We start from the raw sequence: 19,746 nt of genomic DNA, 5'->3' as shown, positions 1-19,746 counted from the left end.
CATAGAATCGGTGTCCATATAAAAACAACGCCACCCGAAGGTGGCGTTGTTTGCGTGGCGGGCGTAACGGTCAGTGCTCGTGGCCATGATCGTCGTGGGCCCCGTTATCATATTCATGGCCATCACCCGCATGGTCATCGTCGCTGTGGTCGTCTTCGCCCTGGCCCGGCTCGGCCAGGGCGTCGTGCAGGGTGCGGGCGTTGTGGCGCATCATGCCGAGCCAGCTGCTGGCCTCGCCGTCGCTGGCCAGGGCGTCGGCATAGAGGGTGCCGGCCACCGGCAGGGCGGTCTCCTCGGCCAGCTGGTCGATCATCGCCGGGCTGGTCATGTTCTCGTGGAACAGCGCCCGGACGTTCTTCTCGCGGATCACGTCGATCAGCCGGGCCATGTTGGCCGCGCTGGGCTCGGCCTCGGTGGAGAGTCCCTGGGGGGAGAGGAACTGCAGGCCATAGGCACGGGCGAAGTGGCCGAAGGAGTCGTGGCCGGTGATCACGCTGGTGCCGGCGGGAATCTCGCCGAGCCGCTCGCGTAGCTCGCCGTCGGCGGCGGCGATCGCCTCCAGGTAACGCTCGGCGCTGGCCCGGTAGGCGTCGCCGTTGTCCGGGTCGGCCTCGATCAGGCCCGCGAGGATGTTGTCCACATAGAGCGGGCCCATGCCCAGGTCCTGCCAGGCATGGGGGTCGATGGGACCATGGTCATGACCGTCGTGGGCCTCGTTGCCCTCATCGCCATGCGCCTCATGACCGTGATCATGCGCATCGTCGTCGTGGTCATCATGGCCGTCATCCTCCGCAGCGGCGATCCTCCCCGCGATGCCATCGGTGGCCACCACCAGGGGGCCGGCAAAGTCGCTGGCGTCGATCAGTCGTTCCATCCAGCCCTCGAACTTCAAGCCGTTGAAGACCACCAGGTCAGCCTCGGCCAGGGCGCGGGCGTCGGTGGGGCGCGGCGAATAGACGTGGGCATCGCTGTCCGGCCCCACCAGGGCGGTCACCTCGACATGCTCGCCGCCGACGTTCTCGATCATGTCGGCGAGGATGCTGAAGCTGGTGACGACCTGGATGCGCTCGGCGGCCAGGGCGGCGGGCAGAGCCAGCAGGGTGGAAAGCCCGGCGAGCAGGGCAACGGGGCGGGAAAGGCGCATGTAGAGCTTCCTCGGTGGTTGTGTCAGGGATGCTGTATCAGTCGTGCTCGGGGGCGCCCAGTGGGGCGGCATGGCGGCACCAGCGGGCGGCCAGGCTGTGGTGCCGGCCGAACAGCGCGGAGAGCACGTAGCCGCCGCCGGCCAGCAGGATGATGGCCGGCCCCGACGGCAGGCTGAGGTGGTAGGAGAGCAGCAGCCCGCCGGTGCTGGCCACCAGGGCGATGCCGATGGCGATGGCGATCAGCCCCTCCAGGCGCTGGCTCCAGAAGCGCGCCGTGGTGGCCGGCAGCATCATCAGGCCCACCGCCATCAGGGTGCCCAGGGTCTGGAAGCCGGCGGTGAGGTTGAGCACCACCAGCCCCAGGAAGATGCCGTGCACCACGCCACCGCGTACCCCCTGGCCGCGCAGGAACAGCGGGTCCAGGCACTCCACCACCAGGGCGCGGAAGATCATCGCCAGGACCACCACGATCAGGCTGCTGATGCCGGCGATCAGCACCAGGGCGGTGGAGTCCACGGCCAGGATCGAGCCGAACAGTACATGGGTGAGGTCCACGCTGCTGCCGCCCAACGACACCAGCATCACTCCCGCGGCCAGCGAGATCAGGAAGAAGCTGGCCATGGCCGAGTCTTCTCGATGGCCAGTCATCTGCGACACGCTGCCCGCCAGTACCGCTATCAGCAGCCCCGAGAGGATGCCCCCCAGGCTCATGAGCGGCAGCGAGAAGCCGGCGGCCAGGAAGCCCAGCGCCACCCCGGGAAGGATGGCGTGGGCCATGGCGTCGCCGATCAGGCTCATGCCGCGCAGCATCAGGAAGACGCCCAGCGGCGGCGCGGCCAGCGACAGCGCCAGTCCGGCCACCAGGGCGCGCTGCATGAAGCCGTAGTCGAAGGGGGCGAGCAGCCAGGCGTCAAGCAGTGCCAGCATGGGAGGCATCCGGAAAGGTCAGGGGCAGGCGTGGTGCCCGGGGCGCCACACCGCTGTGGTGGTCGAGCAGGGCATCGGGGCTGACCCAGCGGCCATGGCCGCCGGAAAGCAGCAGCACGTCGTCGGCCAGGCGGGCGAGCTGCTCCATGTCGTGGATCACCACGATGATGGTGGCGCCTTGACGGGCCATGTCGCGCAGCACCTCCATCAGCACGTCCACCGTCTCGATATCGACGTTGGCGAAGGGCTCGTCGAGCAGCAGCAGCTCGGCCTCCTGCATCAGGGTGCGGCCCAGCAGGGCGCGCTGGCGCTGGCCGCCGGAGAGCTCGCCCAACGGCCGGTGGGCCAGGTGCGAGATGCCCAGCCGCGCCATGATCTCTCGGCCACGGCGGTAGTGGGCCGCGCAATACCCCTTCAGGGCCCCGTGGCTCGGCCAGGTGCCGGTCATGATCAGCTCTTCCACGCTCATCGGGAAGGTGAGGTCCAGCGCCAGCTGCTGTGGGAGCCAGGCGCAACGCTCACGAGGTACCCGGCACTCCACGCTGCCGGCCACCGGGGCCAGCATGCCCATGATCGCCGAGATCAGCGTGCTCTTGCCGGCGCCGTTGGCGCCTATCAGGGCGGTGATGGCGCCATCCATGAAGCGGCCGTCCAGGTGCTCGAGGACTGTCTGGCCACCGCGGGCCAGCTGCAGGTCGTGCAGTTGCAGGCGCGACATCAGGACCACCATCCCGCGGCCCAGGAGACCGTCAGCCACAGGGCGGCGAGCGGTGCCGCGACCAGCAACAGGCGGCGAGTCGCGGAGAGCGACATCAGGGAGAAGTGGCAAGGCCCTTCCGGGCGATGCCGGTGTCGATGGTGTGCCATGGGGAGCCTCCGGAAAACTGGCGGAGGTTATAACATAACAATACGGGCGCTGGCCACCGCGAGACGCGACGCCGGGTGCTCTCCTCTGCTCCTCAGTAGCGCAACGCCACCCCCAGCTGGTTCGGCCCCACCAGCCAGGCCACTTCCCCCTCCAGGTGCACGTCGCCGAATGACACCGCCGCCGGCTGGAAGCGGTTCACCGCCGCCATGGCCTGGCCCGGCTGGGTGCGCAGCTGCAGCTCGCTGACCAGCATGCCGGTGGCGAAGTTGAGGGCGCCGTCGTCGGGACGGTCGTCGCCCATGCCGATTACCAGTCCCGCCAAGGTGTTCACGGCGAGCGACCCCAGTCGCGCCTCCCAGCTGCGCCGCCGGCGCTCCTCCTCGGCCACCGCCTGCAGCAGTCGTCGGGCGCCTTCGATATCGCTCGCCTCGCCCGTCTGGAGCGCCCGGTAGGCGGCGGGATGGGGCTGGCGGTCGAGCAGCATGCCGCCCAGCGCCAGCGCCGACTTCACCACGCCCACCCGGCCGTCAAAGCGCTCCTCGTCGTCACTCGCCTCGCTTGCCTGCCAGGCGCTGAACGCCAGGCTGCCGGCATAGACGGTGGTCCAGCCGACCTGCCAGCGGTCGGCATGCTGGGCGCCCCGGGCCAGGGCATTCTCGTAGGCGCGGAATTCCACCTCGTCGGACTGGGCGAGCGCGGCGCTGGACAGGCACAGCAGGCAGAGGGCGGCTAACGGCTGGCGCAAGCGGGGTGACATGGCGGGCTCCGGTCGTCGGGTGGCAAGACCCCCTTACTATAGCCGCCGCTCGGATCCCCAGGGCGCGTCGCTCAGGCCTTCTGCGATGATTCTCCCCAGATGTCCGACGGGTTGGGGCAGGGGTATTTATTTGGATGATCAGTCAAAATAAATCATGCTGGAAATGTGGCTTTTTCATTACAAGACGCAATGCAAGGGAGATCCCCCATGACCCAGCGACTCAGCAGCCTGCTGCTGGCCGGCCTTCTGGTCGGTGCCTCCAGCGCCCACGCCGAGGTGAGCGTCACCCGCGGGGCCACCGCCATTCCCGACGGCGAGGCCCTGGCCGACGAGGACCTGACCATCGCCAACGACCGGCTGGCCTTCGCCATCGCCGTGGAGTCGCGGCCGCCCTGGGGCGTACCGCGTGGCACCCTGGTGGACCTGGCCGCCGTCAAGGAGGGCGAGGTCGATCTCGACCGCATCGCCTTCGCTGACTTCATTCCCGACAACTGGTCCGCCTGGCCCAACGACGGCAAGGAGGTGGAGGTCGTCGAGGATTCCGCCGAGCGCGCCGTGGTGCGCATCCGCCGCAACTGGTCCGATGCCTGGGTGACCACCACCTACACCCTGGAGGCCGGCAGCGACCGCATCCACCTCCAGACCGAGCTGGAGAACGCCGGCGACGAGGCACTGGACGCCATCCGCTCCGGCTTCACCCTGTGGCCGGACACCGGCTACCTGTTCGGCGTGCCCGGTCTGGGCGATGCCAAGGAGACCACCGCCGAGGGGGCGCTCAGCGACCGCATGGTGGCCTACGACCGCGACTGGGTGTTCGCCCTTCATGCCCCCTACTTCGACCGCGTCAACTACGAAGGCCAGGACATGTACCTCGAGCATGACCTGGCACCTGGCGAGTCGCGCACCTTCGAGGGCTGGCTGCAGGTGGTGCCGGACGGCGACCTGGCGCCGGTGGTGGCCGCCGAGGCCGAGCGTCGTGGCGAGGCCACCGGTCGGGTCGCCGGCAGCCTGCGCAATGACCAGGGCGAGGCGCCGCCGGATGGCCTGGTGATGATCGAGAAGGCGGGTCACCCCTACGCCTGGACGCTGGCAGAGGAGGGCGAGTTCGACATCGCGCTGCCCGAGGGCGAATACGCTGCCTATGCCACGGCCCTGGGGCATGCCAACAGCGAGCCCGTGACCCTGGAGGTCGGCGCGGACGGCGAGCAGGTCATCGACTTCGAAGGCCTGCAGGGCCCGGCTAGCCTGAGCCTGGACGTGCGCGATGCCGATTCCGGCGAGCCGCGCGATGCCCGCCTGGTGATCCTCGAGGGCCAGCAGCCGCCGGTGGAGTTCCTCGGCAAGCAGACCTTCTTCACCGAGCTTGCGCCGGTGGGGCAGGCCGAACTGGCGCTGGCGCCGGGCGACTACCGGCTGAGTGTCGACGCCGGCGCGGGCTTCACCGCCGAGCAGCAGGAGCTCGCGGTTAGCTTGACGTCCGGTGAGACCGTGGAGGAGAGCCTGGAGATCGAACGGCTCGCCGAACCCAACGACCAGGACTGGTACGGCGGTGACCTGCACCACCACGCCAACGTACTGGAGGGCACCACGCCGCCGGAGATGGTGGTGCGCGCCCAGCTGGCCACCGATCTTGACCTGACCTTCATCAGCGACCACGACTCCACGGTCAACCACGAGGAGTTCCTCGAGCTCTCCGAACGGCGCGGGGTCCCTTTCATCCCCTCCGTCGAGGTCTCGCCCTCCTGGGGGCACATCAACCCTTTCCCCATCGACCTGGGTGGCGAGCTCGAGGTGGATCCGGGAACCGACAGCGTGCAGGAGGTCCTCGCCGATGCGCGGCGCCTCAACGCCGAGGTGATCCCCCTGAACCACCCGTTCAACGACTATGGCTACCTGCACAACCTGGCAGGCGACAGTGTGCCCGGCGGCTTCACGGCGGGCTTCGACCTGCTCGAGCTCAACGCCGAGGTCGACAACGCGCCGACCCGCGCCACGGCCCACAATCTCTGGGACCAGGGCACGCGCGTCTACTTTACCGCCGGCACCGACACCCATGATGCCTGGAATGACCTCACCGGCCGTATCCGCATGATGGCCCGGGTGCCCGGCGAGCTGACGCCGCGCGCCTTCGCCCGGGCGCTCAAGAACGGCCACGGCTACGCCACCCAGGGGCCGCTGCTCTATCCGGGCAACGGCCTGTTCGGTGATACGCTGCGCCTGACGGAGGGCGAGGCCTTCAGCTGGACGCTGGACGTGGAGGCCGTGGACGGCCTCGCCGAGGCCCGCCTGATCGGCCCCGGCGGCGAGGTGCTGGAGCGCGTCGCCCTGGAGGGCCGCCAGGCCGAGCTGGCCCTGGCGCTGGACGAGGGCCTTGAGGGCTGGGTCGCCCTGGAGGTCGACGACCAGGATGGCGATACCGCCTGGAGCAACCCGCTGTGGGTCGAGCGGGCGGTGCCCGACGCCTACACGGCGGCGCTTGACGACTGAGCCGGGCTCGGTAAGCTGCCAACAGTGATGGCCGCGCCCCATGGGGTGCGGCCTTTTACTCTCCTTCAGGAGGCACCATGACGCCCACCCGCTCCCTGCTGGTGCTGCTGGGCTGGCTCGCGCTGGTCGTGCTGATCGCGCTGAGCGGCATCGCCACCCCGCCTGGTGAGTGGTACGCAGGGCTTGCCAAGCCGCCGCTCACCCCGCCGGACCTTGCCTTCCCCATCGCCTGGAGCACGCTCTACCTGCTGATGGCGCTGGCCGCCTGGCGGGCCACCCTGGCAGCGAAGCCGGCGATGCGCTGGCACACCCTCTGGCCCTTCGTCGCCCAGCTCGCCGCCAACGCGCTCTGGTCGATCCTGTTCTTCGGCCTGCACTGGATGGGTGTGGCGCTGCTCGACCTGCTGCTGCTGTGGGGGCTGATCGTGCTCACCACCCGCCGCTTCGCCGCGGTCTCGCGCCTCGCCGCCTGGCTGCTGGTGCCCTACCTGGCCTGGGTCAGCTTCGCCGCCTACCTCAACGCCGCCACCTGGTGGCTCAATGGCGGCGGCTAGGCGATGACCGCGGTGCCGGGTTGGCTCTGGTGGGGCCTGTTGCCGGCGGGGCTGGCGCTGCTGCACCTCTTCCATCGGCGGCTGAGGGTCAGCCTGGCCGCGCCGCGGGTGCCGATCGCGTGCTCCCTGGACGAGCACGGCGTGAGCGGGGAAACGGTGACCCTCCCCGCGCGAAGGGGCAGGCGTCTGGCGGGCTGGTGGCTGCCCGGCCAGGGGCGCGGCACGGTGGTGATCACCCACGGCTGGGGCGCCAACCGCGAGCTGATGCTGCCGCTGGCGACGCCGCTGCAGGCGGCGGGCTGGAACGTGCTGCTGTTCGATGCTCGCAACCATGGCGAGAGTGACGCCGACAGCTTCTCCTCCATGCCGCGCTTCGCCGAGGACACCGAGGCTGCCCTGGCCTGGCTGCGCGCCCGTCCGGGCATGGCCGATGCGCCGGTGGCGCTGCTCGGCCATTCGGTGGGGGCCGCGGCGGTGCTGCTGGCGGCCTCGCGCCGCGACGACATCGCCGCCGTGGTCAGCCTCTCGGCCTTCGCCCACCCGGACGGCATGATGCGTCGCTGGCTGGCCGGGAAGCGGCTACCGTTCGTCCCGCTGGGCTGGTACGTGCTGCGCTACGTGGAGCACGTGATCGGCCACCGCTTCGACGCCATCGCGCCCGTGACCACCCTGCCCAGGGTGCGCTGCCCGGTGTTGCTGGTGCACGGCCGCGACGATGCGGTGATCCCGCCGAGCGATGCCGAACGACTCCATGCCAGCCGCGGCGAGACGCCTGCCAAGCTGCGCCTGCTGCCCGGCGACCACGACCTCAGCCGGCACATCGACGCGGAGATGCCCGAGCTGCTCGCCTTCCTCGAGGCTACCCTGGCCGAGAAGGCGCCGTCCGCCCGGCCGGCCTGAGGGCGACCACTGTCTCAATCGTCAGCAACGGCCGCGTCGCCGGCGGCGATCCACTCGTCGACCAGGTCACGGTTCTCTTCGAGCCAGTGGCGCGCACCTGCCACCGGATCGTCGCGCTGCTCGATCTCGGCCATCAGGCTGCCGAGGCTGTCGTCGTTCATGTCCCAGGCATCGAGGACGGCGGTCAGCCAGGGGTCGTCGTCGGCGAAGTCCTGCCGGGAGAACCAGTAGATGGTCTCGCTCTCGCCGTAGACGTTGTCCGGGTCGTCGAGATACTTCAGGTCGAATTCGGCGAAGGCCCAGTGCGGACTCCACAGGGTCACCACCAGCGGTGCCTCGCGTGAGATGGCGTCATCCAGCGCGGCCATCATGGCCGGGTCCGAGCTGTTGATCTGGTCGAGTGGCAGGCCGTAGTGCTCGATGGCCTGATCGGTCAGGCCGGCGATGGCCGAGCCGGAATCGATGCCGAGAATGGCCGGGCGACCCTGGTAGGTGAAGGCATCGGCGCTGTCCGCCAGCTCGGGGATGCTGTCGATGTCCACGTAGTCGGGTACCACGAGGCCCAGGCCGGTGCCCTCGTACCAGCCGTCGTGCACCTGGATGCGATCCTCATAGGGCGCCAGGAACTCGGCATCGGTGACCGGCAGCCAGATCTCCAGGGAGATGTCGAAGTCCGCGTTGGCCAGGCCGCTGTAGATGACGCTCTTGCTGGCGTCCTGAAGGCTGACGTCGTAACCGTGCTCCTCCTCCAGCACCAGCTTCCACATGTTGGCCACGGCGATGTTCTCGGCCCAGTTGTTGGTGCCGATGGCCAGCTCGCGCTCCTGAGCCTGGGCCGCGGTGAGGGTGCCGGCCAGGGCGATACCGCTGGCGATCCAAAGGGAAAGGGGGCGAATCGTTGGCATGTTGTCTCCTTGGTGGGTTGGGAAGGAAGCCCGGGTCAGGGGGACATCAGCGCCTCCTCGAAGGGAAAGCGTGACAGCAGGCGGGTGCCGGTCTCGGTCACCAGCAGCTGCTCCTCGAGCTTGACCCCCTCGCGGCCGTCCTCGGCGCCGATGTAGCTCTCCACGCAGAGGGTCATGCCGGGCTGGATCACGCCGTCATAGCCGGCGTCCGGAAAGTCGGCGCGGTGGTAGAGATAGGGGTACTCGCCGGTCATGCCGACGCCGTGGGCCGACAGGTAATAGCGGTTGGCATGGAAACGCGGCGGGATGTCCCAGGCCCGCTCGGCGTACTCCCGGAAGCTCAGGCCCGGGGCGATGATCGCCATGTTGTGGTGCACCTGCTCATGGGCGAGACGGTAGAGCTCGCGCTGTTCAGCGGAGGGTCGCGCCGGGCCCACATGGAAGGTGCGCGAGAAGTCGGAATAGTAGCCGTGGCAGCCCACCACGTCGGTGTCCAGGGCAACCAGCTCGTTGGCCTCAAGCGGCTTGTTGCCGGTCTCCTGGAACCAGGGATTGGTGCGCTCACCCGAGCTGAGCAGGCGCGTTTCGCAGTAATCGCCGTCGCGCTCGATAATCGCCTGGTGAAGTACCGACCAGAGGGCATTCTCGGTGATCCCCGGGTGGATCGCCTCGCGCAGGGCGGCCACGCCCGCCTCGGTCGCGCGTAGAGAGGCCTCGGCGCACTTCACCTCCTCGGCGGACTTGATGCAGCGCGCCAGCTCCAGCGGCTGTTGGGCGTCCACCAGGGGAAAGCCTTCGGCGGCCAGGGCCAGGGCGCTACCGGCATTCATGCGCTCCATGCCGACCGGCACGCCCGGGCCTACCTCGGCGACGATCAGTGCGGCCATCTCACGGGCCCAGCTCCTCTCGCGCTCGGCGATAAGGGGTCCCGCCGCCACGAAACTGGCGGTATGGGCGGGACGGATCTCGTCGATGGTCTCGAGTCCCCGGGCGAGATGCTCGCAGCCGGTGAATTCGAACAGGATGACGCGCCGCTCGGTGACCAGGCAGTAGCGGGCCGGGGCATTGCGGGCGCTGAACACCTGCATGTTCCTCGCCCCGGTGGCGTAGCGGATGTTGACCGGGTCCGAGAGGATCAGGGCGCCGATCCCCAGCCGCCGCATCTGCTCGCGGACGCGGCCCAGGCGATAACGGCGCACCGCCACCAGGTCGATGGGTGAGGCGCCTGTCGCCGGGGCCTCGATGTCCAGGGGCGTGTATGCGCTGCGCTCGGCGTGCCAGTCGAAGAGGGCCATGGAGTGCTCGAAGTCCTTCGCGGATGATAAGTTGATGTTGAAGATTTCGTCTCAGCTCAGCCTACCGATCCCCGTTTTGCTTGTGTATGGCGTGTCTTGTTATCAATTTTGATAAGTTTGTCTTATGAAAAGCTTCCGCCATCGACTGCCACCGTTGCATGCCCTGCTGGTCTTCGAGGCCGCCGCACGCCAGCAGAACTTCTCTCGAGCGGCACGGGAGCTGCATGTCTCCCAGGCGGCGGTCAGCCAGCAGGTACGAGCCCTGGAGGCCTATCTGGAGACTCCGCTTTTTCGCCGCGCGGGCCGGGGGGTGGCCTTGACCCGGCAGGGAGAGCAACTGCAGGAGCGGGTCAACGCCGCCCTCAGCTACCTGGTGGATGCCGTGGAGACCGTGACCTCGCCCCAGACGGCAATGGGCATCAGCCTGGCGGCCAACACCGCCATCTCGCATTTATGGCTGGGGCCGGCCGTACACGCCTTTCGTCGCCGGTATCCTGCCGAGGCGACCCGCCTGCGCCTGGTGACCAGCGACCACAGCCACGACCTGGTGGCCGACGACGTCGACATCGCGATCCTCTACGATAGCCCGCCCCGCCTGGAGTGGAGCCTCGAGCCGCTGTTCGAGGAGTGCCTGTTCCCGGTCGCGGCACCGGCCTACCTGGACCGCTATGGGCGAGACCTCGAGGGCCCTGAGGCCCTGCTCGCCCACCGGCTGCTCGACTTCGAGCGCATCGAGCCCAACTGGGTCAACTGGGGACGCTGGTTTGGTGCCCTGGGCGTGGCGACCAACGAGCTGGTACCCGAGGCGGTATTCAACAGCTACTCCCTGCTGCTGGATGCCGCCGAGCAGGGGCAGGGCGTGGCGCTGGGGACGCGACATCAGGTCGACGCCCGCCTGGCCGACGGCACCCTGGAGCGGCTGGGCGCCTACCAGGTAAAGACGGGCTGCCACTACTGGCTGGCTCGTCGACGACAGCAGGAGTCCCCCGAAATAGCCCTGCTAAGCGACTGGCTGCTGGGCTGGGTGGGTCGAGAGGCATCGACAGACACGTCCGCTCTGCTACCACGATGAGCAGACACCATGACAACGACGCGATCCGCGCTGATCCTGCTGGACTGGTTGCCCCTGCTCACCCCTCGCCGCCTCGCCGCGGCCGGCCGCCTGGTTGCTGGCCCGAGTCAGCTACTCTGCCTATCTCAACGCCGCCACCGGGTGGCTCAACGGCGACCGTGTCCGCCCGGCTTCTCGGGGTCAGCGCCGTCAGCCCCGCCTCAGCTGAAAGGGCGCCAGCCGGCCGGCGTGTAGCGCTCCAGCCCCGCCGCGGTGAGCCGGCAGAGCCACAGCCAGCGGTGGTCGACCAGCCGGGCCACGTCGGGCTGGCGCGCCAGTACCCCCTCGATGCGCTCGCGGGGCGCGTCGATCACCACCGTCAGGCGCAGCGGCTCGTGGCGCCAGGCGCTGCCGTCGTGCAGCGACTGCCGCGGCAGGCCGATGCGCAGCTGGGGCGAGTTGCCCTCGATCACCCCGAGATGGCCCCCCACCACCGAGTGCAACAGCTTGTTGCCGGCTCCGTGGCGCTCGGGGTCGGCCACCGAGGCGTAGTACTGCAGGTTGATCCAGTTCGCCACCAGCATGGGGGCGCTCATCAGCGCCTCCAGGGCGGCGCCGCCGGGGTCGCGCTCGGGGTGGTACTCGTGCAGGAACACCCGCCCCTCGAGGTCTCGGCCGCGGCTCGCCTCCCGCGGGGCCAGCAGCAGGGCGGCATTGTTGGCCAGCCCCCACTCCGGGCGCGGCTGGGACCAGTCGCCCCCGCGCCGCGCCAGGGCGGCCAGGCGGTTCGCGTCGCCCTCGGCCTCGACCCCCAGCGCCGCCGCACGCGCCTCGCGGGTGGCGCCGCCGGCCTCGGTCAGGGCCTGCTCGAAGCGCTCGAGCAACGGCACCAGCGCCTCCGGCAGCGTCTCCGTGTCGTGCAGGGTGACGCGGTCGGTCAGGGTGCAGTGGGTGGCGGCGAGCACGTGGGTCCTCTCGGGCAGGCCGGCACCGTGGGCGGCCAGGCTCCGGCGCACCTCGGGGTCGTTGAGCAGCCGCGCGGCCAGGCGGGCGTTGAGCCCGCCTCCCTGGCCGCCACAGGCGCCGCAGGTGAGGCCGGCGTGGTGCGGGTTGTTGTCGCTTGCCGAGTCGTGCCCCACCAGCACCAGCAGCGGGGCGGCGTCGCCACCCAGCGCCAGGCCGTCGAGCAGCCCCCGGGCGAGGTCGACCCGCTCCGCCGTGGTCAGCGGCTCGCCTCCGACGGCGTGGAAGGGGCCCTCCAGAGGCGTCGGTGAAGGCGAGGCCGCCGGGCGGCGGCGGCTGTCCCGGATCAGCTTCCAGGCCCAGGCGAGGCCGGTGGTCTCCACCAGGGTGAAGGTGGAGAGCGCATGATACTTGGCGTGGCGGACCCCCTGGCGGCTGGCCTCCCGCCGGTGACGGCGGCGGTGCAGCGGGGCCGGCGGCGGCGCCTCGGCGGTGCGGTAGCGCGGCGCGAGCAGGCCGGGCAGGCGCGGCAGGTCGCGTTCCGGGCCGGCGGTGGCATGGGTGATCGGCATGCCGAAGAAGCCCGCCACGCCCAGGGTGGCGACCTCCTCCCAGGCGGCCTCGAGGTGGCGCCGCAGCGGCTCGGAGCGTACGTCGATGCAGAAGGCCGCCTGCACCTGGGGGGCCGGCCGCGGGGCAGTGGGCGCGGCCAGGGTCGCCGCCAGCCGGCGCTGGTAGCCGAGCTCGAAGGCGCACTGCCAGCACCACAGCGCCTGACGCCCTGCCTCCGGGGCCGGGGTGGCCTCGGTCCAGTGCGCCTGCCAGCGCGAGCGCTCCGCGGCATCCCGCTCGGCGAGGGCGAGCCACTCCCAGGCCAGCAGCACCACCAGCAGCTGCTCGATGCCGGCGTGGCCGGCCGCCGCGGGGGTATGCCAGGCCAGCCCCTGGCACCAGGAGGCCCAGCCGTTGACCCGCAGCAGCAGGGCGTGGGCGAGCGTCTCCAGCGTCTCGGGCGACAGCGCGAGGTCGGCAAGAAGTACCTCGCGGGCGGCCGCGGCCTCGGCGGGCAGCGTGGCCACTCGCTGACGCCGGGCGGCACTCAGGCGCCGGTCGTGGCGGCTCTGGGCGTGCCACCAGGCGAAGAGGGACTCGTTTCGGGCGCACTCCCAACGCTGCTGGTGGCGGTCGAAGTAGCCGGCACAGCACTCCGCCACCGGGGCGAAGGGGTCGTCGTCCGCCGCGCTCTCCTCGCCGGACGCCTCCCAGGCGCTCGACGGCCCCCGGGGCGGGACCTTGGGGCGCGCGAGTCGCGCCAGCAGGCTAGCCTCGTCCAGCGGCGAGTCGCACAGGGCGATCGCCTCGCGCAGCTCCTCGGGACGGATGCGCCCGCTCTCCCACGCCCGGCGATAGAACTCGGGGGCAAGGGTCAGGCGGCCCCCGCCGCATCGGGCGAGCAGCGCCTCGGCCTGCTCGATGGGTAGGTCGCGCAGTCCCCACCAGGGATTGACGGCGATCCAGCGATCCAGCGGCCAGGTGGGGGCGATGCGCTCGGCGGCGCGGTCCAGGGCCCGGTGGTGCTCGGCGGTGACGCTCGGGGCAGCGGTGGCGGCGAAGGCGGTCATGACACCTCTCCTCTGGCGGTGACGGGGTCGAGCCGGGGCTGCTCGGGCAGGCGCCGGCGCATCAGGCGCTCGATGGCGCGCTCCAGCGGCAGGTGGGCGTAGAGGCCCTGGCGGAAGTGGATCCGCCAGCGCGCCATCGCGGGATGCCGGGGCCACAGCGTGACCGCCAGGGCCAGGCCGACCAGCGCCAGCAGCAGCGCGGCGCCGAGCAGGCCGGCGGCCAGGGTCAGGGGGTCGGCGGCGCGGGGCAGCGCCGGCGCCACCAGGGCGTGGAGCAGCACATAGAGTGGCACCAGGGCAAGCGCCATGGCTGCGAGGGCCAGGCGCCGGGCGCGGCCCAGCCCCACCGGCATGCCCAGCAGCGCCCCGCCCACCGCCAGGGTCAGCAGCACGCCAAGCAGCGGGTTGTGGCTGACCAGGGCGGGCCAGGCCAGTAGCAGCGCCCCCGCCGCGCCGGCGGCGAGGCCGGCCGCCGCCAGGCGCTCGGGCAGCGGGGCCAGCGTCAGCCGCGAGCAGCGCGCCGCGCGCACCGTGCGCCCGCTGGCGAGGAAGGAGTGGGCCTTGTAGAGGGAGTGGGCGAGAAGGTGCACCAGCGCCAGGGTGTAGGCGCCCAGGCCGATCTCCATCAGCATGAACCCCATCTGGGCGCAGGTGGACCAGGCCAGGGCATGCTTGACCGACGCCTGGGTGAGCATGGTCAGCACCGCGACGATGGCGGTGGTGCCGCCGATGGCGATCAGCAGCAGGTGACCCGGGGTGAGGCCGTCGAACAGCGGGTAGAGGCGCAGCCAGACGTAGCCGCCGAGGTTGACCACCCCGGCGTGGAGCAGCGCCGAGACCGGGGTGGGAGCCTCCATCACCTTCATCAGCCAGCCGTGCAGCGGCAGCTGGGCGCACTTGCACAGCGCGGCCAGTGCCAGGGCCACGGAGGCGGCCGGCAGCGCCCACCCCTCACCGGTCGAGGCCGACGCGGCGGCCAGCAGCGCCGGCAGCTCGAAGCTGCCGTAGTGGTGGTAGAGCAGGCCCACCGCGGCCAGCAGGGCGAGGTCGCCCAGGCGGCTGACGGCGAACTTCTGCCAGGCGGCACGCTGCGCCTCGCGGCGCTCGGGGTAGAGGGTCAGCAGATGGTGCAGGGCCAGGCTGACCCCCACCCAGGCCACCAGCATCACCAGCAGGTGGTGGGTGAACACCAGCAGCAGCACGCTGGCCAGCACCACCAGGCACCAGGGCAGGAAGCGGGTGCGCCCACGGTCGCCCTCCAGGTAACCATCGGCGAAGCGCAGCAGCACCACGCCGAGGAAGCTGATCAGCAGCGCCATCCACACCGCCAGGCCGTCGGGGTAGAGGCCCAGGGGCGCGGCGACGGCCGGCAGGCCGGTCGAAAGGCCGGCGGCATCGGCCACTAGCAGGGCGCCGATCAGCGCGCTGGCCAGGAAGCTGCCGGCCATCAGCGCCTGGCCGACCCGCCAAGCGCGCCGCTGGCGGCCGGGAGTGGTCAGCCGGCTGGCCCAGCCGGCGAGGAGCAGCAGCGCGACCGGCAGCGCCAGCCACACCGCCAGCGATGCATGGATCGCCGCATCGAGCAGGGTCGTCATGGTAGGGCTCCTGTGGGAGAGGGATTGCCCGTACTATGCCGACTGCGCCCTGTTGCAAAAAAATGGTTTATCGAGAAGGTTTCGTTCGCTTAAAAAGAACGAATATCGCCACCGCCCGGAGCGAAGCCATGAAGCTCAACTACCATCACCTCTACCACTTCTGGCAGGTCGCCAGGTCGGGGCACCTGACCCGGACCGCCGAGGCGCTTCACATCTCACAGTCGGCGCTCTCCCACCAGATCCGCCAGCTGGAGGAGCGCCTGGGCCAGCCGCTGTTCCTGCGCGAGGGGCGCACGCTGCGCCTCTCCGAGGCGGGGCGGCTGGCGTTCGACTATGCCGACGCCATCTTCCGCCAGGGGGAGGAGCTTACCGCGCTGTTCGCCGAGGGCGGCCACGCCCATCGCGAGGTGATCCGGGTGGGGGCGGTGGCGACACTGTCGCGCAACTTCCAGGAGGAGTTCCTGCGCCCGCTGCTCGACCGCGAGGACCTGGAGCTGGGCCTGCAGAGCGGCGGGCTGGACGACCTGCTGCGCCGCCTCTCGGCCCACCGCCTGGACGTGGTGCTGGCCAACCAGTCGGTGCGCGGCGACGACCAGCACCCCTGGCGCTCCCAGCGCCTGGCGCGCCAGCCGGTGAGCATCATCGGGGCGACGCGCCTGGGCTCGCTGGCGCCCTTTCCCGAGGGGCTTGCCGGCCGCGGCCTGATCGTGCCGGGGCCGGAGAGCAGCGTGCGCCACGCCTTCGACCGGCTCTGCGAGGTCCACCGCCTGTCGCCGACGATCGTCGCCGAGGTGGACGACATGGCCCTGATGCGCCTGCTGGCGCGGGACACCGGCCACCTGGCGGTGATGCCGCCGGTGGTGGTGCGCGACGAGCTGCGCGCCGGCACCCTGACCGACTTCGGCGCCCTGCCCGGCGTGTTCGAGGAGTTCTACGCCATCACCATCCGCCGGCGCTTCGAGTCGCCGCTGCTCAAGCGCCTGCTGAGCCAGTCCGGCGAGTCGCTGCTGCCGACCACCCGGGAGTGACTCGCTAAGCGAGCCCGTCGAGTGATGGGTGCTCAGCGCTTGCGGGCGATGAACTGCACCACGGCCCCGAGGCCGGTATGGCCGCGGCCCTCGACCACCTGGCGGTCGAACTCGCGGCTTGCGAGGATCTCGAAGTCGGCGAAGGCCGCCTCCAGCTCCACGGCCGTGGGGGTGCGGTCCGGGGTGTCCGGCCCGCCGGTGTCCCGCGGCACCTGGGCCGGGGTATAGGCCTCCAGGATCAGGATCCCGCCAGGCTTCAGGGTGCGCGCGACCTGGCGGTGCAGGTGCGGGCGGCCTGCCTCGGGCACATGGCAGAAGATCGACACCACCGCATCGAAGGCCTCGGCGGGGAAGGTGTGCTCGGTGAGGTCGGCGAGCCGGGTCTCCAGGGGCACGCCCTCTCGCTCGGCCAGCCGGGCCGCCTTGCGCAGGCCGACTGCCGAGGCATCCACTGAGAGCACCCGATGGCCGAGCCTGGCCAGGTAGACGCCGTTGCGCCCCTCGCCATCGGCCAGGCACAGCACCTCCCGCGGCGGCTCGCCGATCAGTCCCACCTGCTCGCGCAGGAAGTCGTTGGGTTCGGTGCCGTAGACGTAGTCATCGGTGTCGTAGCGCTCATCCCACATGGCAATTCCTCGAAGTTGACTATGGATATAGCCATCGAGAATACCAAGGGTCAGGGGCCGCGTCTGCGGGAGGGCGGGGGTGCTACGCTTGAGATTCCTGACTCGTCACGGATGACCGCCTGCCATGCCAGACTTGCCCCGTCCTTATCGCCTTCTCCTGTCGCTCCTGCTGCTGGCTGCCACCCTCGGCCTCGCCGGCTGCGACGGGCCCGACCTCGACACCACGCCGCCGCGGCCGACCCCGCCGGATGACCGCTTCTCCGGCGAGGCCATGGTGCGCCAGGCCGATGTTGCCGGTGCCGCCCGTCCGGCCGACGGGGCGGGTGAGGCACCCGACTCCCGTATCGAGGAGCGCCGCGGCTACCGATTGCAGTTCGATGAGGCCGAGGCCCTGGTGGCCGCCTACCGGGAGACCCACGAGGCCTGCGTGGCGAGCGAGCACTGCCAGGTGGAACAGGGGCGCCTGCAGACGCCGCGGCACGGACTGGCCAGCGGCTATCTGGCGCTGCGCGTGGCCCGCGACCAGGTGGAGCGCGCCGAGCCGGTGCGTCTGGTGGCCGAGTCGCCGGCGCTCAGCGGGGTGGAGATCACCCGCCACGACCGCACCCAGCAGGTGATCGACACCGAGGCGCGGCTGGCCCAGCAGAGGGTGCTGCGCGAGCGCCTCAAGGAGCTCGCCCAGGAGGGGCGGGGGTTCAGCGAGCGGCGCATCCAGGACCTGCTGCAGGTCGAGCGAGAGCTCGCCAGGGTGCAGGGCGAGATCGAGTCCATGCAGGGCCAGCAGCGCCACCTCGCCCGGGTCACCGAGACGGTGGCGATCTCGGCCGACTTCCAGCAGCAGCGCTGGGTGGAGCCCCGCCAGCATGGCGTGCTGGCGCCGCTGTGGCGGGCGCTGGACCGCAGTGTGTCGCTGTTCTTCGAGTCGGTGGGCCAGGTGATCCTGGTGGTGGTGTTCCTCACCCCCTGGCTGGTGATCGGCCTGCCCGTGCTGTGGCTGCTCAGCCGGTTGTGGCGGCCGGTGCGCCGCTTGCTGTCGCGGCTGGGTGAGAGGCGCCGGGCACGGAGGAAGGCTGACGACGCCTAAGGCCAGGCGCCTCCGTGCGCTGCCCTGCCGGGAGCCCGCCGAGTTCGAGAGGGCGGCCGGGCGTCTGCTACGTTGGGGGGTGGGTAAGGCATGCATCGGCCAGACGGCCTTGCCGGCCGGTCATCGATGACCCGGGCGCCGGAAATGCACCGCTGCGGTTCGGCCGGATGGCATCAGCGGCGCCACGGGGAGAATCCACCCAGGTAGACATGCAGGAGGTGTGTGATGGGTACCTGTGCGACCTGCGGCAACCAATACGACGACACCTTCACGGTTACCAAGGATGGTCAGAGCTTCGATTTCGATTCCTTCGAATGCGCCATCCATAAGCTGGCACCATCCTGTGCCCAGTGCGGCTGCCGCGTGATCGGCCACGGTGTCCAGCATGGCGATACGATCTATTGCGGCGCCCACTGTGCCCATGCGGCGGGAGAGGCCGGGCTGGTCGACCACAACTGACGCCTGGCCGAGGGCCCGCGGCGTCACTTGACCCGTGGCAGAACGCGGGCCTCGGCAGCCGAATGCCCCGCCTCCGGGCGCCCCGCGCCTAGGCGGGGGTTCCTGTGTCTGACTCGCCGAACTCCTCGGTGTCGACTTCCGCCTGCTGGGCCTCGCCGTAGCGGGCCCCCGCCACCTGGTCCGGGGTCATCATGGCATCCAACCGGGCCACGCTCTCCGGCGCCAGCGGCAGGCGCTCCGCCGCCAGGTTCTCGCGCATGTGATTGATATTGCGCGAGCCGGGGATCGGCAGGATGTCGTCGCCCCGGGCCCGCAGCCAGGCCAGGGCCAGTTGACCTGGTGTCATGCCCAGCTCCTCCGCCAGCGCCGTGAACGCCTCGAGCAGGCGCAGGTTGCGGGGATGGTTCTCGGCGCTGAAGCGCGGCATGCCGCGGCGCATGTCGCTCTCCTCGAGGCGCGAAGGGTCGCTGACGGCACCCGCCAGGAAGCCGCGCCCCAGGGGGCTGAAGGCCACCAGGGCCGTATCGGCCTCGCGGCAGGCCTTGATCAGGCCGATCTCCGGGTTGCGGGTCCACAGCGAGTACTCGGACTGCGCCGCCGCAATGGGGTGCTCCTTGCGTGCCCGGCGCAGGGTGGCCGCCGAGACCTCCGAGAGCCCGATGGCGCGCACCTTTCCCTGTTCCACCAGTCGGGCCAGCGCGCCGACGCTCTCCTCGATGGGCACGCCCTTGTCCCAGCGGTGCAGGTAGTAGAGGTCCAGGTGGTCGGTGCCCAGCCGCGCGAGGCTCGCCTCGCACTGGCGATAGAGCGTTTCCGGGCGCCCGTCGATCACCTTGCGGCCGAGCGCCGGGTCCATGGCCATGCCGCACTTGCTGGCCAGCAGGATCTCGTGGCGTTTGCCCGCCAGGGCCTTGCCCACCAGCTGCTCGTTGGCCGTGGCGCCGTAGAGGGTGGCGGTATCGAAGTGGCGATAGCCCATGTCGAAGGCCGCTTCCAGGGCATGCAGCGCCTCGCTCTCGGGAAGCGGGCTGCCGTAGCCGTGGGAGAGGTTCATGCAGCCCAGGGCGATCATCGGCGAGGCCACTTCCTTGAGGCGAGCGGTCAGGGGATTCATGGCGGCTCCTTGGTGTCAGTTTGTCCTGCCTTGCCGATGAGAGTACCAAGCTCCACGGCGCCGTTGGCGTATCCCTGCCCCTCGCCGTCACAATTTCTGCGCGTTTTGCCGGTTTGCATGCGAACTTCTTTCATCTCCGAGTGGGTGACCGCCGTCGGCGGCATCTTCCATGCCTGCCGGGCTGGGAGCTGGGGGCGCTGACCGTCGACCACCTGGGCATGGCGATCCTGGACCGCCGGATGCCGGGCGAGGCCGTGCTGGCACGCCTGGCGCCTCCTGCCGCCAGGGGCCGCTGAGCGTTTCGCATCGGGCCCTGGTCGTTGCCTTTTGGTCGCACGCCCCCGGTCATGGCCGGGGGCGTGCGGT

The 19,746-nt window shown here is 70.6% G+C and carries 19 protein-coding genes; 8 read left to right on the top strand and 11 right to left on the bottom strand.

Annotation, left to right across the window (positions count from 1 at the left end):
- Positions 1-70: 70 nt before the first annotated feature.
- The 5 genes from P8934_RS17445 to P8934_RS17425 form a co-directional block, all read right to left on the bottom strand.
- Entirely contained in the window at positions 71-1,144 is a 1,074-nt protein-coding gene (locus tag P8934_RS17445) for a zinc ABC transporter substrate-binding protein (RefSeq protein ID WP_278032118.1), read from the bottom strand.
- A gap of 37 nt (positions 1,145-1,181) precedes the next feature.
- On the bottom strand, positions 1,182-2,072 hold the full coding sequence (locus tag P8934_RS17440) for a metal ABC transporter permease (protein ID WP_278032117.1): 891 nt from the start codon (positions 2,070-2,072) through the stop codon (positions 1,182-1,184).
- Positions 2,056-2,790, bottom strand: coding sequence for an ATP-binding cassette domain-containing protein (locus tag P8934_RS17435; protein WP_278032116.1), 735 nt, complete (start codon positions 2,788-2,790; stop codon positions 2,056-2,058). The genes P8934_RS17440 and P8934_RS17435 overlap by 17 nt, the downstream gene beginning before the upstream one ends.
- Positions 2,790-2,939 carry a hypothetical protein gene (locus tag P8934_RS17430; protein WP_166644574.1) on the bottom strand — a complete coding sequence of 50 codons (150 nt, stop codon included), beginning with the start codon at positions 2,937-2,939 and terminating at the stop codon, positions 2,790-2,792. The genes P8934_RS17435 and P8934_RS17430 overlap by 1 nt, the downstream gene beginning before the upstream one ends.
- Before the next feature lie 92 nt (positions 2,940-3,031).
- A complete protein-coding gene (locus tag P8934_RS17425; protein ID WP_278032115.1) occupies positions 3,032-3,697 on the bottom strand; it encodes a hypothetical protein in 666 nt (221 codons plus the stop codon).
- A 207-nt stretch (positions 3,698-3,904) separates the two neighbouring features.
- Here P8934_RS17425 and P8934_RS17420 point away from each other — a divergent pair, with 207 nt between their 5' ends.
- The 3 genes from P8934_RS17420 to P8934_RS17410 all read left to right on the top strand — a co-directional run bounded on the left by P8934_RS17420 (position 3,905) and on the right by P8934_RS17410 (position 7,638).
- Positions 3,905-6,184: a CehA/McbA family metallohydrolase gene (locus P8934_RS17420; RefSeq protein WP_278032114.1), complete on the top strand. Its 2,280-nt coding sequence runs from the start codon at positions 3,905-3,907 to the stop codon at positions 6,182-6,184.
- Positions 6,185-6,261: 77 nt separating this feature from the next.
- Positions 6,262-6,738, top strand: coding sequence for a TspO/MBR family protein (locus tag P8934_RS17415; protein ID WP_278032113.1), 477 nt, complete (start codon positions 6,262-6,264; stop codon positions 6,736-6,738).
- A gap of 3 nt (positions 6,739-6,741) precedes the next feature.
- The gene (locus P8934_RS17410; RefSeq protein ID WP_278032112.1) at positions 6,742-7,638 is read left to right on the top strand and encodes an alpha/beta fold hydrolase; all 897 of its coding nucleotides are present in this window, start codon (positions 6,742-6,744) and stop codon (positions 7,636-7,638) included.
- Between the two features lie 14 nt (positions 7,639-7,652).
- Here P8934_RS17410 and P8934_RS17405 read toward each other — a convergent pair whose 3' ends face one another.
- Both P8934_RS17405 and P8934_RS17400 read right to left on the bottom strand, forming a co-directional pair.
- Positions 7,653-8,543, bottom strand: a complete 891-nt coding sequence (locus P8934_RS17405) for a glycine betaine ABC transporter substrate-binding protein (RefSeq protein ID WP_278032111.1) — start codon at positions 8,541-8,543, stop codon at positions 7,653-7,655.
- Between the two features lie 35 nt (positions 8,544-8,578).
- A complete protein-coding gene (locus P8934_RS17400) occupies positions 8,579-9,838 on the bottom strand; it encodes a Xaa-Pro peptidase family protein (protein ID WP_278032110.1) in 1,260 nt (419 codons plus the stop codon).
- A 124-nt stretch (positions 9,839-9,962) separates the two neighbouring features.
- Between P8934_RS17400 and P8934_RS17395 the strand changes: the two genes are divergently transcribed.
- Entirely contained in the window at positions 9,963-10,910 is a 948-nt protein-coding gene (locus tag P8934_RS17395) for a LysR substrate-binding domain-containing protein (protein WP_278032109.1), read from the top strand.
- A gap of 200 nt (positions 10,911-11,110) precedes the next feature.
- On the opposite strand, the gene P8934_RS17390 is transcribed toward P8934_RS17395, so the two are convergent.
- Both P8934_RS17390 and P8934_RS17385 read right to left on the bottom strand, forming a co-directional pair.
- Positions 11,111-13,474 carry a putative inorganic carbon transporter subunit DabA gene (locus P8934_RS17390; RefSeq protein ID WP_278032108.1) on the bottom strand — a complete coding sequence of 788 codons (2,364 nt, stop codon included), beginning with the start codon at positions 13,472-13,474 and terminating at the stop codon, positions 11,111-11,113.
- The gene (locus P8934_RS17385; protein ID WP_278032107.1) at positions 13,471-15,069 is read right to left on the bottom strand and encodes an NADH-quinone oxidoreductase subunit L; all 1,599 of its coding nucleotides are present in this window, start codon (positions 15,067-15,069) and stop codon (positions 13,471-13,473) included. The genes P8934_RS17390 and P8934_RS17385 overlap by 4 nt, the downstream gene beginning before the upstream one ends.
- 128 nt (positions 15,070-15,197) lie before the next feature.
- Here P8934_RS17385 and P8934_RS17380 point away from each other — a divergent pair, with 128 nt between their 5' ends.
- Complete coding sequence (locus P8934_RS17380) at positions 15,198-16,097, top strand: LysR family transcriptional regulator (RefSeq protein ID WP_278032106.1); 900 nt, start codon at positions 15,198-15,200, stop codon at positions 16,095-16,097.
- Between the two features lie 32 nt (positions 16,098-16,129).
- Here P8934_RS17380 and P8934_RS17375 read toward each other — a convergent pair whose 3' ends face one another.
- Positions 16,130-16,723, bottom strand: a complete 594-nt coding sequence (locus P8934_RS17375) for a class I SAM-dependent methyltransferase (protein ID WP_278032105.1) — start codon at positions 16,721-16,723, stop codon at positions 16,130-16,132.
- A 124-nt stretch (positions 16,724-16,847) separates the two neighbouring features.
- Here P8934_RS17375 and P8934_RS17370 point away from each other — a divergent pair, with 124 nt between their 5' ends.
- Together P8934_RS17370 and P8934_RS17365 are read left to right on the top strand one after the other, a co-directional pair.
- The gene (locus P8934_RS17370; RefSeq protein WP_278032104.1) at positions 16,848-17,807 is read left to right on the top strand and encodes a DUF4349 domain-containing protein; all 960 of its coding nucleotides are present in this window, start codon (positions 16,848-16,850) and stop codon (positions 17,805-17,807) included.
- Between the two features lie 225 nt (positions 17,808-18,032).
- Positions 18,033-18,266, top strand: a complete 234-nt coding sequence (locus P8934_RS17365) for a hypothetical protein (RefSeq protein ID WP_278032103.1) — start codon at positions 18,033-18,035, stop codon at positions 18,264-18,266.
- 88 nt (positions 18,267-18,354) lie between these two features.
- On the opposite strand, the gene P8934_RS17360 is transcribed toward P8934_RS17365, so the two are convergent.
- Entirely contained in the window at positions 18,355-19,380 is a 1,026-nt protein-coding gene (locus P8934_RS17360) for an aldo/keto reductase (protein ID WP_278032102.1), read from the bottom strand.
- Between the two features lie 140 nt (positions 19,381-19,520).
- Here P8934_RS17360 and P8934_RS17355 point away from each other — a divergent pair, with 140 nt between their 5' ends.
- Entirely contained in the window at positions 19,521-19,676 is a 156-nt protein-coding gene (locus tag P8934_RS17355; RefSeq protein ID WP_278032101.1) for a hypothetical protein, read from the top strand.
- Positions 19,677-19,746: the final 70 nt, after the last annotated feature.

This window comes from Halomonas sp. CKK8 (genome assembly GCF_029625235.1).
Taxonomy (GTDB): domain Bacteria; phylum Pseudomonadota; class Gammaproteobacteria; order Pseudomonadales; family Halomonadaceae; genus Halomonas; species Halomonas ventosae.
This window is presented reverse-complemented; position numbering and strand designations above follow the sequence as displayed.

Bases quoted from the DNA above. Each gene is read 5' to 3' on its own strand.
- P8934_RS17385 (WP_278032107.1), bottom strand. From the start codon at position 15,069: ATGACGACCCTGCTCGATGCGGCGATCCATGCATCGCTGGCGGTGTGG.
- P8934_RS17365 (WP_278032103.1), top strand. From the start codon at position 18,033: ATGGGTACCTGTGCGACCTGCGGCAACCAATACGACGACACCTTCACG.
- P8934_RS17430 (WP_166644574.1), bottom strand. From the start codon at position 2,939: ATGGCACACCATCGACACCGGCATCGCCCGGAAGGGCCTTGCCACTTC.
- P8934_RS17395 (WP_278032109.1), top strand. From the start codon at position 9,963: ATGAAAAGCTTCCGCCATCGACTGCCACCGTTGCATGCCCTGCTGGTC.
- P8934_RS17375 (WP_278032105.1), bottom strand. From the start codon at position 16,723: ATGTGGGATGAGCGCTACGACACCGATGACTACGTCTACGGCACCGAA.
- P8934_RS17390 (WP_278032108.1), bottom strand. From the start codon at position 13,474: ATGACCGCCTTCGCCGCCACCGCTGCCCCGAGCGTCACCGCCGAGCAC.
- P8934_RS17400 (WP_278032110.1), bottom strand. From the start codon at position 9,838: ATGGCCCTCTTCGACTGGCACGCCGAGCGCAGCGCATACACGCCCCTG.
- P8934_RS17405 (WP_278032111.1), bottom strand. From the start codon at position 8,543: ATGCCAACGATTCGCCCCCTTTCCCTTTGGATCGCCAGCGGTATCGCC.
- P8934_RS17420 (WP_278032114.1), top strand. From the start codon at position 3,905: ATGACCCAGCGACTCAGCAGCCTGCTGCTGGCCGGCCTTCTGGTCGGT.
- P8934_RS17415 (WP_278032113.1), top strand. From the start codon at position 6,262: ATGACGCCCACCCGCTCCCTGCTGGTGCTGCTGGGCTGGCTCGCGCTG.
- P8934_RS17410 (WP_278032112.1), top strand. From the start codon at position 6,742: ATGACCGCGGTGCCGGGTTGGCTCTGGTGGGGCCTGTTGCCGGCGGGG.
- P8934_RS17435 (WP_278032116.1), bottom strand. From the start codon at position 2,790: ATGTCGCGCCTGCAACTGCACGACCTGCAGCTGGCCCGCGGTGGCCAG.
- P8934_RS17425 (WP_278032115.1), bottom strand. From the start codon at position 3,697: ATGTCACCCCGCTTGCGCCAGCCGTTAGCCGCCCTCTGCCTGCTGTGC.
- P8934_RS17360 (WP_278032102.1), bottom strand. From the start codon at position 19,380: ATGAATCCCCTGACCGCTCGCCTCAAGGAAGTGGCCTCGCCGATGATC.
- P8934_RS17445 (WP_278032118.1), bottom strand. From the start codon at position 1,144: ATGCGCCTTTCCCGCCCCGTTGCCCTGCTCGCCGGGCTTTCCACCCTG.
- P8934_RS17440 (WP_278032117.1), bottom strand. From the start codon at position 2,072: ATGCTGGCACTGCTTGACGCCTGGCTGCTCGCCCCCTTCGACTACGGC.
- P8934_RS17370 (WP_278032104.1), top strand. From the start codon at position 16,848: ATGCCAGACTTGCCCCGTCCTTATCGCCTTCTCCTGTCGCTCCTGCTG.
- P8934_RS17380 (WP_278032106.1), top strand. From the start codon at position 15,198: ATGAAGCTCAACTACCATCACCTCTACCACTTCTGGCAGGTCGCCAGG.